The 12804-nt window shown below is 53.6% G+C and carries 15 protein-coding genes; 9 read left to right on the forward strand and 6 right to left on the reverse strand.

What is annotated here, in order from left to right; translation table 11 throughout:
- Window positions 1–191: 191 nt before the first annotated feature.
- The 8 genes from ACFOMG_RS07560 to ACFOMG_RS07595 all read left to right on the forward strand — a co-directional run bounded on the left by ACFOMG_RS07560 (window position 192) and on the right by ACFOMG_RS07595 (window position 6232).
- A complete protein-coding gene (locus ACFOMG_RS07560; protein ID WP_376865786.1) occupies window positions 192–1364 on the forward strand; it encodes a SpoIIE family protein phosphatase in 1173 nt (390 codons plus the stop codon).
- Window positions 1361–1855 (forward strand): STAS domain-containing protein, encoded by a 495-nt coding sequence (locus tag ACFOMG_RS07565; protein WP_376865788.1) that lies wholly within the window; start codon window positions 1361–1363, stop codon window positions 1853–1855. The genes ACFOMG_RS07560 and ACFOMG_RS07565 overlap by 4 nt, the downstream gene beginning before the upstream one ends.
- Before the next feature lie 21 nt (window positions 1856–1876).
- A complete protein-coding gene (locus tag ACFOMG_RS07570; RefSeq protein ID WP_376865789.1) occupies window positions 1877–2902 on the forward strand; it encodes an NAD(P)H-dependent glycerol-3-phosphate dehydrogenase in 1026 nt (341 codons plus the stop codon).
- Between the two features lie 56 nt (window positions 2903–2958).
- Entirely contained in the window at window positions 2959–3243 is a 285-nt protein-coding gene (locus tag ACFOMG_RS07575; RefSeq protein ID WP_376865790.1) for a DUF4389 domain-containing protein, read from the forward strand.
- The gene (sixA, locus tag ACFOMG_RS07580; protein WP_376865791.1) at window positions 3244–3723 is read left to right on the forward strand and encodes a phosphohistidine phosphatase SixA; all 480 of its coding nucleotides are present in this window, start codon (window positions 3244–3246) and stop codon (window positions 3721–3723) included. It abuts the gene before it with no gap.
- A 94-nt stretch (window positions 3724–3817) separates the two neighbouring features.
- On the forward strand, window positions 3818–4645 hold the full coding sequence (locus ACFOMG_RS07585) for an alpha/beta fold hydrolase (protein WP_376865792.1): 828 nt from the start codon (window positions 3818–3820) through the stop codon (window positions 4643–4645).
- Window positions 4621–5505 carry an alpha/beta hydrolase gene (locus ACFOMG_RS07590; RefSeq protein ID WP_376865793.1) on the forward strand — a complete coding sequence of 295 codons (885 nt, stop codon included), beginning with the start codon at window positions 4621–4623 and terminating at the stop codon, window positions 5503–5505. Before ACFOMG_RS07585 ends, ACFOMG_RS07590 begins: the two co-directional genes overlap by 25 nt.
- Before the next feature lie 4 nt (window positions 5506–5509).
- Entirely contained in the window at window positions 5510–6232 is a 723-nt protein-coding gene (locus ACFOMG_RS07595) for a lipoprotein intramolecular transacylase Lit (protein ID WP_376865794.1), read from the forward strand.
- Window positions 6233–6258: 26 nt separating this feature from the next.
- Here ACFOMG_RS07595 and ACFOMG_RS07600 read toward each other — a convergent pair whose 3' ends face one another.
- The 5 genes from ACFOMG_RS07600 to ACFOMG_RS07620 all read right to left on the reverse strand — a co-directional run bounded on the left by ACFOMG_RS07600 (window position 6259) and on the right by ACFOMG_RS07620 (window position 11345).
- Entirely contained in the window at window positions 6259–6876 is a 618-nt protein-coding gene (locus ACFOMG_RS07600) for an RluA family pseudouridine synthase (RefSeq protein ID WP_376865795.1), read from the reverse strand.
- Window positions 6873–8174: an ABC transporter substrate-binding protein gene (locus ACFOMG_RS07605; RefSeq protein ID WP_376865796.1), complete on the reverse strand. Its 1302-nt coding sequence runs from the start codon at window positions 8172–8174 to the stop codon at window positions 6873–6875. The genes ACFOMG_RS07600 and ACFOMG_RS07605 overlap by 4 nt, the downstream gene beginning before the upstream one ends.
- 70 nt (window positions 8175–8244) lie before the next feature.
- Complete coding sequence (trhP, locus tag ACFOMG_RS07610) at window positions 8245–9663, reverse strand: prephenate-dependent tRNA uridine(34) hydroxylase TrhP (RefSeq protein ID WP_376865798.1); 1419 nt, start codon at window positions 9661–9663, stop codon at window positions 8245–8247.
- 117 nt (window positions 9664–9780) lie between these two features.
- The gene (locus ACFOMG_RS07615; protein WP_376865799.1) at window positions 9781–10302 is read right to left on the reverse strand and encodes a hypothetical protein; all 522 of its coding nucleotides are present in this window, start codon (window positions 10300–10302) and stop codon (window positions 9781–9783) included.
- 5 nt (window positions 10303–10307) lie between these two features.
- Window positions 10308–11345 (reverse strand): MBL fold metallo-hydrolase, encoded by a 1038-nt coding sequence (locus ACFOMG_RS07620; RefSeq protein ID WP_376865800.1) that lies wholly within the window; start codon window positions 11343–11345, stop codon window positions 10308–10310.
- 272 nt (window positions 11346–11617) lie between these two features.
- Here ACFOMG_RS07620 and ACFOMG_RS07625 point away from each other — a divergent pair, with 272 nt between their 5' ends.
- A complete protein-coding gene (locus tag ACFOMG_RS07625) occupies window positions 11618–11914 on the forward strand; it encodes a hypothetical protein (protein ID WP_376865802.1) in 297 nt (98 codons plus the stop codon).
- Here the strand turns inward: ACFOMG_RS07625 and ACFOMG_RS07630 are convergent, their stop codons facing one another.
- Window positions 11915–12799 (reverse strand): DNA replication terminus site-binding protein, encoded by an 885-nt coding sequence (locus ACFOMG_RS07630; protein WP_376865803.1) that lies wholly within the window; start codon window positions 12797–12799, stop codon window positions 11915–11917. It lies immediately after the preceding gene.
- Window positions 12800–12804 lie beyond the last annotated feature (5 nt).

Genomic DNA, 12804 nt, shown 5'->3' on the forward strand with positions numbered 1-12804 from the left:
CGGCCAGTTCAATAGCCTTTTAAAGCGGCAATAGGCGTAAAATTTCGGTTAGAAAAGTTAGTCAGGAAAGTCCAGTAAATTAAATAAGCCTAAAGCACCAGAAGCACGGCGCACAATTTCTCCAAACACCATTGCAACCCCGACCTGATGGGGGTAGTGTTCGCAGCTGTTTTATTGGTTTGGAGACGCCGATGGCCGCTACTGTGTTGGTCATTGACGACGATGCACTGGTCCGGGATAGCATTAGCGCTTATCTCGAAGATTGCGACTACGTCATGCTTACAGCCGCATCTGCAGCGGCAGGTCTGGATCTGCTGGATGAAACTCAGGTTGATGCTGTTATCTGCGACCTGAAAATGCCCGGTATGAGTGGTATCGAATTGCTCGCCCTGGTCAAGGCCCGTCATCCGGAACTGCCGGTGATTGTGGTGTCAGGGGCGGGAGTGATGGAGGACGTGGTTCAGGCGTTACGACTGGGTGCTGATGACTATCTGGTGAAACCGATTCTCGACCTGGCGGTGCTGAGCCATGCGTTGCGCAAAGCGCTGCAGCGCACCCAGCTGGAGCAGGAAAACTGTGCTTACCGGGAATACCTGGAGAAAACCAACGGTGAACTGAAACGTGGCCTGGACGAGTTGCGCGCCGACCAGCAGGCCGGACGCCAGGCGCAATTGCGTATGTTGCCGGAGCCGCTCGACTTTCACGGTCTGCATTGCAACCATTCGATCACACCTTCACTGCTGCTCAGCGGTGACTTTCTCGATTATTTCCCGCTGGATGACGATCGTCTGGCGTTTTATATCGCCGATGTCTCCGGCCATGGTGCGTCATCGGCGTTTGTGACAGTTTTGCTGAAAAACGTGACCTACCGGCTGAAGCGTAATTTTCGTCGCGGTTCCAGCGATGATGTCATTCACCCGGCTCAGGTGTTGCAGCGTATCAATGCTGAGTTACATGCGTCGGAGCTGGATAAGCACCTGACTATGTTTTATGGCCTGATCTGCCGCAAAACCAATACGCTGTATTATTCGGTGGGTGGCCACTTCCCGATGCCGGTGATGCTGACGCCGGGTAATATTCAGTACCTCCAGGGGCGGGCTATGCCGGTGGGACTCTTCCGTGAGGCGGAATATGAAGAATACCGCATTCCGCTGGAGCAGGACTTCGCGTTATTGTTGTTTTCAGACGGTATACTGGAAATCATGCCGGAACCGACCTTGAATAATAAAGAGGATGCTTTGTTAGCTGCTGCCGTTGAGAGTAAAGGGGATATCTTCCGGATCGCTGAGGCACTGGGTGTCAGTGATAAAGCCGAAGTGCCGGATGATATTGCCATGGTGTCGATCGCACGAGGTGCATTATGACGTCAGGAGAGGTATTGGTTGCCTTTACAAATGGGACGCACGTTATTCGCTTGCGTGGTGACGTGCGTTTGAATCTGTGTTCGGCGCTGGAAAAGTATCTGGATGACATCCTTGCCCGGCCCGACTTCTCCAATGTGGTGATTGATCTGTCTCAGGCTGAGGGCGTAGACAGCACAACCCTTGGCCAGATCGCAAAAATATCCATCTTATGCCGCGATCGTTTCGGCATTACCCCGACCATATCCAGCCCCAAAGCCAGCATTACCCGGATTTTGCTGAGTATGGGGTTTGATCAGGTATTCCATATTATCGACGAGCCGTTTGCCGATGCCGCCGATTTTGTCGCCTGGGCGGCGGAGTCAGTGCCTGAGGAAATCGCCCGCGACCAGGTGATTGCCGCTCATAAAGTGTTGATGAGTCTGAATGACCGCAACAAAGACGTGTTCAAAGAGCTGGTCGATTGCCTCGAGTCTGATCGCGATAATACTTAATGACCCGACGCAGGAGGATGCGTGAAAATCAATAAAGCTGCAGTCATTGGCGGTGGAAGCTTTGGCACCGTCGTAGCTAATATTCTGGCCGATAATGAGATTGAAACCTGGCAATGGCTGCGTGACGCGACCATTGCTGAGTCGATTAATACGCACCAGAAGAACGACAAGTACCTGCCGGATACGCCCTTAAACCCGGCGCTCAATGCAACCACCGAGCTGGATGAGGCGATTCAGGGAGCGGATGTTATTTTCGTGTCGGTGCCCAGCCGTTACGTACGAGAAGTGGTTTCTTCGTTCGCGGCCAAGCTGATGCCGCAGCAGGCACTGGTCAGTACCACCAAGGGGATTGAGCCAGAACGATTTTTGTTGATGAGTCAGGTGCTTGAGGAATTATGTCCGGCTAATCCGGTGGGGGTATTGTCGGGCCCGAATCTGGCCAAAGAAATCGCCCGGCGCGAACTGGCGGCGACGGTAATTGCAAGTAAAAACAGTGACTTACGACGTAATGTTCAGTCTGGTTTGAGCTGTTCTTACTTTCGGGTTTATGCTTCAGACGACCTTTATGGTGTTGAGTTGAGTGGTGCACTGAAGAATATTTACGCCATTGTCAGTGGTTTTGTGGCAGCGCTGGGGATGGGGGAAAACTCGCGCAGCATGATCATCACCCGCTCATTGGCTGAGATGAGTCGCTTTGCGGTTGCTCTCGGTGCGAATCCGCTGACCTTCCTCGGGCTGGCCGGTGTTGGTGATCTGGTCGTAACCTGCAGCTCGCCTTTAAGCCGTAACTATCGTGTTGGTTATGCGATTGGTGAAGGGAAAACACTGGACGAAGCGGTCAATTCATTGGGTGAAGTGGCAGAAGGTGTTAATACCTTGCGATATGTCAGGGCAAAAGCTGCTGAATTAGATATTTATATGCCTCTGGTTATGGGGGCTTATGAAGTGTTGTTTAACGGAGCTGATCCGCGCCTGGTTGCTCAGGGGCTGATGTCCGGCGATCACGCTTCCGATGTTGAGTTTGCTCTGCCGCGCAGTGAAATATAAGCCGTGGTGGTGTAGGTAACGTTTTTTATTGTTGGTTCCTGTAGAGAGAAATACACATGAGTGACCTGAAGGATAGTGTGACATCCGACGCATTCTGGCTGAAAACCCTGTATCTGATTGGTTTTTTTGTCGTTTACCGGGTGTTGGATTTAGTGGTTTTGCTGATTGGCGCGGTGCAGTGGGTATTCCGTCTGCTGACCGGAGAGGTGAATCCGGCACTGGCCGAGTTTGGCGATAGTCTGGGGCAATATATTGGCCAGATTATTCATTATCTTTCAGGTGCTTCCGAAGACAAGCCATATCCCTTCAGGGATTGGCCGGATAGCAAGGCTGAAGATTAAGTGAAAGTTTGTATTGTTCGTCATGGTAGTGCAGAAACCGGTGTGGATGGTGATTCACAGCGGCAGTTAACTGAGAAGGGTCAGCAACAGGCGGAACGGGCTGGGTGCTGGTTACGTGGACTGATTGAGGCGGGTGCTGTCTCTGCTGAGGCGCAGATTTGCACCAGTCCTTACCGACGGGCAATACAAACGGCACAAGCCATACAGCAGGCAACGGGGCTAACGCTGAGCCAGTGGCCGCAGCTGACACCGGATGGTGATGTGGAGTCACTGAGCGATTTGCTGAGTCGCAGTAACAGCGATCTGGTTGTGGTTTCTCATTTGCCGCTGGTTGGACGGCTGGCCGCTAAGCTGGTTGAGGGGCAGGTCTTTGATCAGCCCTGGTCGCCCGCCGAATGCTGGTTGCTGGAGGGGGACATCGCCGCCGCCGGATGTATGACGGTGACTCAGGTGTGGTATCCGGCACTTGACGAACACTGAGTCTTTTTAACCGGCGTTTTTTCCGTATCCCACCTTGTTATTCATTAAGCCAAACGGTAGCTTGCGCTTCCTTTTGGCTTTTTTGTTGATTGTAATGAATGCTGATCGCGATATTCTTCACTTTTCTCACGCCAACGGTTTTCCGGCGGGCAGTTATCGGGTGTTACTCGAACGTTTGGCGGTTCATTATGACGTCCGCACCATTGAGCGGCTGGCCCATCAACCCGATTATCCGGTGACTGATAACTGGCATTTTCTTGAGCAGGAATTGATCCATTATTTTGAGCAACATTATCATCAGCCGGTGATCGCCGTGGGTCATTCGTTAGGTGGTTTGCTGAGCTATATGGTGGCTTACAAACGTCCGGATCTGGTAAAAGGGCTGGTGATGCTGGATTCTCCGCTGTTAACTCCGGTAGAAAATGCGGGGTTTGGTCTGCTGAAGCGTCTGCGCCTGACTGACCGCTTTACTCCGGCTGGCCGCACACAGGGCCGGCGCCAGGAGTGGCCTGATCGTGCCAGCGCGAAAGAATATTTTGCCGATAAATCGCTGATGAAGCGTTTTGATCAGCGCTGTCTGGATGATTACGTTACCTCCGGCACGGATTTTATCAATCCCGGGGAGCCGGACGCCGGTGTGCGGCTCAGCTTTGATCCGCATATTGAAATGAAAATCTACCGCACTATGCCACATATTCTGCGCAGCGACCGGCCACTTAAATTGCCGGCAGCGGTGATTGGCGGGCGTCAGAGTGATGTGTTTAACCGCTTGCACGGCGCCCGGATGAAAAGCCGGGTGGGCATGAAAGTGCGCTGGATGCCGGGCAGTCATATGTTTCCACTGGAGCAGCCCGAGACCACCGCAGACACCATTCATCAGTTATTGGGTGAGATGTTATGTCGTCATTCAGCACGACGGTAAGTGAACAGCGCTTTACCACCTCAGTCGGTGAGCTGAGTGTACGCAGCTGGGCTACAGGTGCAGCTGTACCGACAGGTCGGATTCTGGCATTACATGGCTGGCTGGATAACGCCGCCTCCTTTGATCGTCTCGCGCCGCTACTGGCGGCTGCCGGGTTTCAGGTATCGGCGCTCGATCTGCCTGGTCATGGACATTCTGACTGGCTGGCGGGCGGTAACTATTACATCTGGGAGCCGGTAGCGGCGGTGGTCGAGGTTGCACGCCAGCTGGAGGGGCCGGTGCATCTGCTGGGGCACTCTATGGGTGCGGCCACGGCATTATTGACCGCCGCTGCCTATCCGGAGCTCGCCCGTTCCGTCGTTGCGCTGGATGCCTTAGGTCCGCTGACAACACCGGCGGAGCAGCTGGTGAGTCAGTTGCGCAAAGGCGTTGATGATACCTTGCGTCGCCAGCAACAGCCGGGGCGAAGCAAATGTTACCGCTCTGAAGAACAAGCGATTCAGGCCCGGGTTGGCAAAGATCCATTACTGACGGCGGAATGCATCGCGCCGGTGGTGCGGCGTAACCTGCGGCAAACAACACAAGGCTGGTGCTGGCGCAGTGACCCCAGGTTGCGCGGTGTATCCAAAGTACGTCTGACAGAACCCCAGGTGGCCGCCGTGTTGCAAGCCGTCCAGTGTCCGGTACAGGTTGTCAGGGCCCGGCAGGGCATTATTCCCCAGGCAATGTTTGATTTGCGCCTGCCTCACCTGCAGGATGGGCGCTTTATCGCTTTGCCGGGCCATCATCATTTTCATTTGCAAACGGACTGCTGTGGCGCGCTGGGGCAGACATTGATCCATTTTTATCAGGACAACTAATCCTATGTTAAACCGGGTAACTCCTCTGCTGTGGTTTGTGACTCTGGTCAGTGGCTTTCTGGTCAGTCTGTTTCTGAGCTGGAATCTGATGGCTTCTCAGCAATACGGTTATTCTTTCTGGTACGACTGGTACGATATTGCCGCTCATATAGATAAGTATGGCCCGCAGAATCGCTATATTCTTGGCCTGGAGCAGCTGAGCCGGGTGGAACACGAGCGACTGTTTAATGACATCGCGGTTGCCATTCATCAGCAGGGGGATGGGCTGGAAAAAATTCGTTTTCAGACCGGGCCACAATCCCGGCCGATTGCCTTATTACGTCCGCCGGAGGTTATTCATCTGCGGGATGTTGCGAACCTGGTGGATACATTTCAACTGGCGGGGCTGATGGCAACGTTAATCATGCTGGTTGTCGGAGGCTGGCTGCTGTTCGGTAATAGTCGGCCAGGCTGGCGCCATCAGGTTGGTATATTGGCCGGCTTGATTGTCGGTTGTACATTGCTGGTGTTGGTTATTGGTCCTAAAGCGGTGTTTTATCAGATGCACATCTGGATGTTCCCAGCCGACCATGAGTGGTTTTTTTACTATCAGGACTCGCTGATGACCACCCTGATGAAAGCGCCTTATATTTTTGGCGGGATTGCGACGGTTATTCTGGCCGGTGGTGTGTTGTTCTTTATTGGTCTGCTACTGATGTTACGCTCGTTGCTGGCGAAGCGGGCTTAGTCAGCTTCGCCAGTCTTTCGCCGGGTTTAAAATGGCGGCGGGCAAACAAAGGCCAGTGCATCGCCGCTGACCGGATGACAAAAGTCCAGCTCCCGCGCATGCAGGCACAGACGTTGTTGCTGGCGATCGGTTTCCGGGCCATACAGGGTGTCCCCGATGATCGGATGGCCGGCCTGCTGCATGTGGATGCGCAATTGATGTGAACGGCCGGTTTTCGGGAATAACGCCACCCGGGTATTGCCATTTTCATAAGTTAACCGCTGCCAGCGTGTTAATGCATAACGACCTTCGCTGTGACTGATCTTCTGTAATGGCCGGTTTGGCCAGTCGACAATAATCGGCAGATTGATACAGCCCCGGGTGCCGGGGAGCTGGCCGTGCACCAATGCTTCATAGACTTTGCGGGTGGTTTGTTTTTCGAACTGGCGCTGCACGTTGGCGAGCGCCGGTTTATGACGGGCAAACACCAGAATACCGGAGGTGTCCATGTCGAGTCTGTGTATCACCAGAATGGTGCCAAATTGCTGTTGCAGACGACTGACGGCTGAGTCGGGTTCATAACGGCCAGGCACGCTGAGTAAGCCAGAAGGCTTATTGATCACGACGATGTCGTCATCACTGTAAAGGATGTCAATTGGGGTCATTGGGGAAACTGATGTTGATCCAGAATTTGTTGGTAGCTGCCGTCCTGTTTCAGCCGCTGCAGACCAAGGTTGAAGGCATTGATAAGCTGCTGGCTGCGCTCGCCGGATGCGGGCAGGGCAATGTGCAGCGATTGGCTGGTTAAGGTGCCGGGAGCCTGTACCAGATGTTGTGATACATTGGGCTTGTGGCTTAATTCACTGCTGGCGACCCAGTGGTCGACCAGTGCCAGATCCAGTTCTTTGTTGGCAACATCACGAAACAGCTGAGAGCAATAATCGCGGCGATGAACCTGAAACAGGTCGCGTATCTGATCGAACTCCGGGCCATAGCTGTAGTTTTCGAAAATGCCGAGGCGGTAGCCCTTGTTGCCGGCCAGGGTATTCAGTTGTGTGCGGTTTTGGTAATAAAACGGATCATCCTGGCGTTTGATAAACACCAGGCGGTTGTGCAGATAGGGGTGCGAAAACAGAGTGTCTGTTTGTCTGTCCGGCGTCCGCCAGCTGGCGACAGAGCCGTCCAGCTGATGGCTACGGATTTGTTCTTCCACCCGGTTCCAGGGCATAAACTCGATGGTCAGTTGATAACCGGCACGCGCGAAGGCTGCTGAGACGATGTCTGCAGCCAGACCGTAATTGGGTTGTTGTTTACCCAGATACGGTCCCCACGCGTGCCCGCCGAGCTTTACCTGGGGGGCATCACTCTTGTATTCGTCTGCCAGGGCAGAAATGGCTTTTGCCAGGCCGTTCTGCTCAATGCTGAGGCTAACCTGATCGTGGAAGCTTTTCACCAGACTGACACCTTCAATGATGACGTCGTATACCTTCCAGCTGCCGTCCCGGTTGTACAGCTTATAGTCGACCCGGATGTTGGCTGCGCCTACCCGTTTAATTTCACTTTTAACCAGAGCGCGATTGCCATCCGGATTCAGGCGCGAATCCTGATATTCAATCTTTTCCCCGTTAAAGGCCTTAAAGGCCCCGGCATAGGTGCGGATTACCTTGTTTTTAAACGCCTTTACAAAGGTTTTCTGCTGCTCTTCTGAAGCCCTGCGCCAGTATTTTCCCATAACCCGTTTGGCCATGGTGATGTGATCGACGGCGGGTAATAATAATTCATCCACCAGCTGTTCGAGATAGAAATCCTGGCTCTGAATCTGTTCGCGATCGGCGATCAGGCGTTCGGTCATGCGTGTTGATGCTGCTTCGACCAGTTGTCGCGGGGCATCGGTTTGAGCATGACTGACGGCCGCAAACAGGCAGGCCAGTAATAACAGGCCGCTGCGCAGTGTGGTTTTCATAGGTCCCTCAATTGTTATCTGAGTGTCACGGCACTATAGATAAGCCGCCGTGACTTGCCAATAGCTGTGCTCAGGCTTCATTAACCGGGGGCAGATTGCGAATCAACATGGCACGGGTAAAACAGTGCTGACGTGCTTCTTCGGGCACGGGGATACGGACGATAAAACCGGAGCCCGGAGCATCTTCGCGTGGCTGGCCGCTGCTGTCGGTCAATTCCTGCAGAATAAAGGTGATATTGCCATCGGTGGTCATCAGCTCCAGCGAGTCGCCCAGCTGAAATCGGTTTTTGACCTCAATGGTCAGGTAGTCGCCATCGCTGTGGCTGACTTCACCGACAAATTGCTGGGCGGTACTCAGGGAGCTGCCACGTTCATAGTTCTGATATTCATCGTGGACATGGCGCCGGAAGAAACCCTCGGTGTAGCCGCGGTTTGACATGTGCTCCAGAGTATCCATCAGGTTTTTATCAAACCGTCGGCCAGCAACAGCATCATCAATAGCCTGACGATAGGCCTGAGCCGTGCGGCCGACGTAATAGTGGGATTTGGTGCGGCCTTCGATTTTTAAGGAATGTACACCCAGTTCAACCAGCTTTTCGATGTGCTGGATAGCCCGTAAATCACGGGAGTTCATAATATAAGTGCCGTGTTCATCTTCGAAAGCCGGCATGTATTCGTTATCACGGTTACCTTCCTGCAGCAGCAGGATCTGGTCGCTGGGGGCGCCACTACCAAGTGTCGGAGCCGGTTGTTCTGCGGTTACCTGGCGGGTATTCGGTTGTGTCGGGTCAAACTCATTGACCCCGACAGGAATGATGTCACCACTGTCGGTTTGTTTTGCCTCATGAGCGTCGTATTTCCAGCGACAGGCATTGGTACAGGTGCCCTGGTTGGGGTCGCGGTGATTCATGTAACCCGATAACAGACAGCGACCGGAATAGGCAATACACAAGGCGCCGTGGACAAATACTTCGATTTCCATTTCCGGACAGCGCTGGCGAATTTCGGCGATCTCCTCGATGGACAATTCACGGGACAAAATGATGCGGCTGACGCCCTGACGCCGCCAGAACTCCACTGACGCATAATTGACCACGTTAGCCTGCACTGACAGGTGAATAACCTGATCCGGCCATTTGTCTTTGACTAACATAATCAGACCCGGATCAGACATAATCAGAGCATCCGGTTGCATAGCAATAACCGGCTCAATGTCGCGCATATAGGTGTCAACTTTGCTGTTGTGCGGCGCAATGTTGCTGGCGACATAGAACTGTTTGCCCAGCGAATGAGCGTAATCAATGCCTTTAGCCAGATTGTCGAGCTGGAAATCATTATTACGCACACGCAGGCTGTAGCGCGGCTGGCCGGCGTAAACGGCATCAGCGCCATACGCGAAGGCGTATTCCATATTCCGGAAGGTGCCGGCGGGTGATAACAGCTCGGGGGTGAAAGCGGTGTCTGGGGTGATGATTGTGTCTGAAGTCACAGCGCGCTCGTGATAACCATATAAAAACGCCGGATTTTAAATTCCGGCGTGGCGCAGGTAAATGTGTGTGTCAGAAAATACTGCCACTCAGGTCAAGATAAGCGCAGTTTTAGTCGGTTACAGGCCAAACAGGCTGGCGTCACACTGGTCGATAAAGCGGAAAAAGTCGCTGGCCAGCGGTGGCCGGGAACTGTCATCCAGCTGTTGCTGCAAACCCTGGCAGATATCGGCGAAATACTCACGCAGCTGCGGTACGTTGTCGGTCAGTGATTCCATGTCGCGGTAAATCTCAGCAACGTTATTCAGCAGCAGGTCAATGTCATCACATTCCGGATCGAGAATTGATTCGGCCGCGCAGTAAAGTGCAGAGCAGGTCAGTTCGGCAATCTGGTAGGCCAGAGTGTCATCCTGAATTAATTCATCGCGCCACAGGGCAAAGGCTTCATGGAAGCGCTCAAGGTTGGGCAGTGATTTCAGTTCACCACGCAGGTACGACTCAACCTTGCGGCTGAGTTGGCTGAATGGCGCAAACGTTTGTTGATTATGCTCACACCACAGGTCGATGTGGTCCTGATTGATGCGGCACAGCGCGTAGCAAAAGGCTGCGCGCTGGATGGCATGTTCGAAAATAATCGACATTGAGCTCACTGAATCAGTGCTCCGTTAGCTGAAAAATATTGGGTGCTGAACAGTTGTGGCAACACCCAGGTGCTGTTGGCGGGCTTGGCCGCCTCCAGCCGTTGAATAAACTCGTCCTGGTCGGTCAGGCGTACAAACCGCTGTTCGCCCTCCAGGTCGTTGGCAAAAAAGTCTTCCCAGTGTCCCAGAATAAAATGTTTGGCCTGAGTGTTGCGGATCACGGATTCCGGATAATCATCAATCTGAGAAAATGAGGCCGGGCAGAGGATGGCAATATCAATGGCCTTGCCGTCTGCCAGTGGTGGTACCAGGCCGGCGGGTTCCTGACTGGCCGCATCCTGATAAAAAATTCGGTGAGCGACGCTCTGATCTGCATTGAGGAAGTCGATAATATACGCCAGCGTCTGACCTTCCTTCCAGCCAAAGGCATGCCACGGCAGATCTTGCTGATCTTCATCGTAGTGGCCACCCATAAATTTGATGCCCATGATGTGCGGCGCATGGGCCGATTTCAGCGCCATAATACGTACCTTGCCGTCCGGACCATAAATCCATTCCCCCGGCTGGTTGACGTCACCCATTTTGTCGTTGAGCGCATGGATGCGCTGTTTATCGATGCTGCCTGCCAGGGTGTGAGCCATGGTCTCGGAGCCATACACATGAGCATCGGGCGTGTGCTGCTGCATCACGTAAGGCACATCCAATAAATGATCGTAGTGTGCATGGCCAACCAGAATCATGCTGACGTCTTTTGCCGCCGGCATGTAAGTATCAATGGCTTCTTTATCAGCAGACATCGGGAAGAACGGACCGGCCAGCAAAAAATGGGGATTACTGAACGATGGAGCGGTCATGATTTTACTGCCGTTGTACGACAGTATATGGCCGCCGACACCGAGGTATTGGATTGACAGCTGATCTTCACTGATGGTCTGGCTGGCGGTCGGCTGTTGATAGGTTGGCAGATGCAACTTACTGGAACAGGCGGCGAGCAGGACGGAGGCCAGCAGTAATAAAAAACGGAGCAGAGAGGAGTGAGACATGAATGTTATCGTTTTATCGTTGTTGTGTGAGGGCCGGAATTGTACTGGGTTGTGCGGTTGCGGGAAAGACGCCCGGGGTTGCTGAAAACGCATAAAAAGGTAACAAAGACGGCCATTTTGACATCCACAGCGACGCAAATCACAGATCCGGCGGCACCGGCTTGGCATTCCGCTGATGATCAGCTATGGTCGGATTGTTTCTTGCTATAGGGTTGTGATCAGTCATGAGGATAACGTTAACGCAGCGGGGCAGAGTTCTGTTTTGCGGCACCGTGACCGATTTAAGTCCGCTGGGATTCACCGTAGCGCTGCCGATTGCTCAGGTCGATGACTTTCGTGATGAGGGTGGCCGGTTTGTACGTTTTGATATCGAGCTGCAGTTGTCTGCCGCAGATGGCGGAAATGTTACCGGAGAGGCAACGGTGAAATCGGTGCACCGGGTATCCCAGCAAAACTGTGGCATGGATGTACGTTTTATCGATCTGAACCAGGGTGCTTACCGGCAGATCGCCGAATATTTATCGGCCGCCGCGGGCGAGGCCCAGACTGCCAGTCAGATGGTTGGCTGATCAGTTCTGATAGCCGTAAGCCCGGATGCTGGGCAAAATCGCTTCCGCTGACAGGCGGTTGTCTTCTCGACTCTGACGGGTCCTGCCGTTCGGAGGTGTCAGTCCCACCTGATTAAACACCGGCAGTTGTTGCATACCTTCTTCATCCGTCTCTGGCTGTGGGATAAACAAGGGCAGTGAGACATTCATCGCTTTGCGGGTTGTGGCTTCATCCTGCTCCCCCTGAAACACCAGATTGGCCCGCATAATAGGCGCCAGAGTCTGCATTTGCGCCAGCTGAGTATTGGCTTTCAGTTGCGCCAGTGTGGCCAGCTGAGCCTGAATGTGTGGCTTTTCTTCGCCCAGTTCCAGTAACAGCTGCTGCGCTTGCTGGTGAGAGATTTTACGGATTGAGCGGCCGTTGTTATACCAGCTGAAGCCGACCCGGAGCGGCCGTTGCGCCAGTAACGGTAACTGGCGATAACACTGCTTCAGATGAACCCGTTGCAAGCCGGCATATTGCAGCTGCTGACGCAGGTCGACGTCGAGTCGCCCGAGCTGGCGGTGGCGTTCGCGCCACTGCTGTTGATCGAGTTGTTGCTTCTCCTGATTGACCGCCTGACGAAAGGATTGCTTCTGCCGGTTAATCGTTGCAATCAGTGTCATGGTGGTGTGATCTGCCAGGATCAGGCCGTGACGGGAGCGGGTTTCGCGGCCATCCTGGTTGCTGTGGTACCAAAGGTCACAGATCAGGTCGCAGGCCGCTTCAAGTTCATCAGCACTGCTGCCGGATTCGGCATCATTGAGCGGAAAATAACAAGCGGGGCGCGTCTGCAGCAGGTGCTGACGCAGCTGCTGGAGTTGTTGTGCAAGGGTGTTGAATGTATCAACCAGATCAGTAATCACAAGCG

It is taken from the genome of Bacterioplanoides pacificum (assembly GCF_042648445.1).
GTDB classification, from domain to species: domain Bacteria; phylum Pseudomonadota; class Gammaproteobacteria; order Pseudomonadales; family Oceanobacteraceae; genus Bacterioplanoides; species Bacterioplanoides pacificum.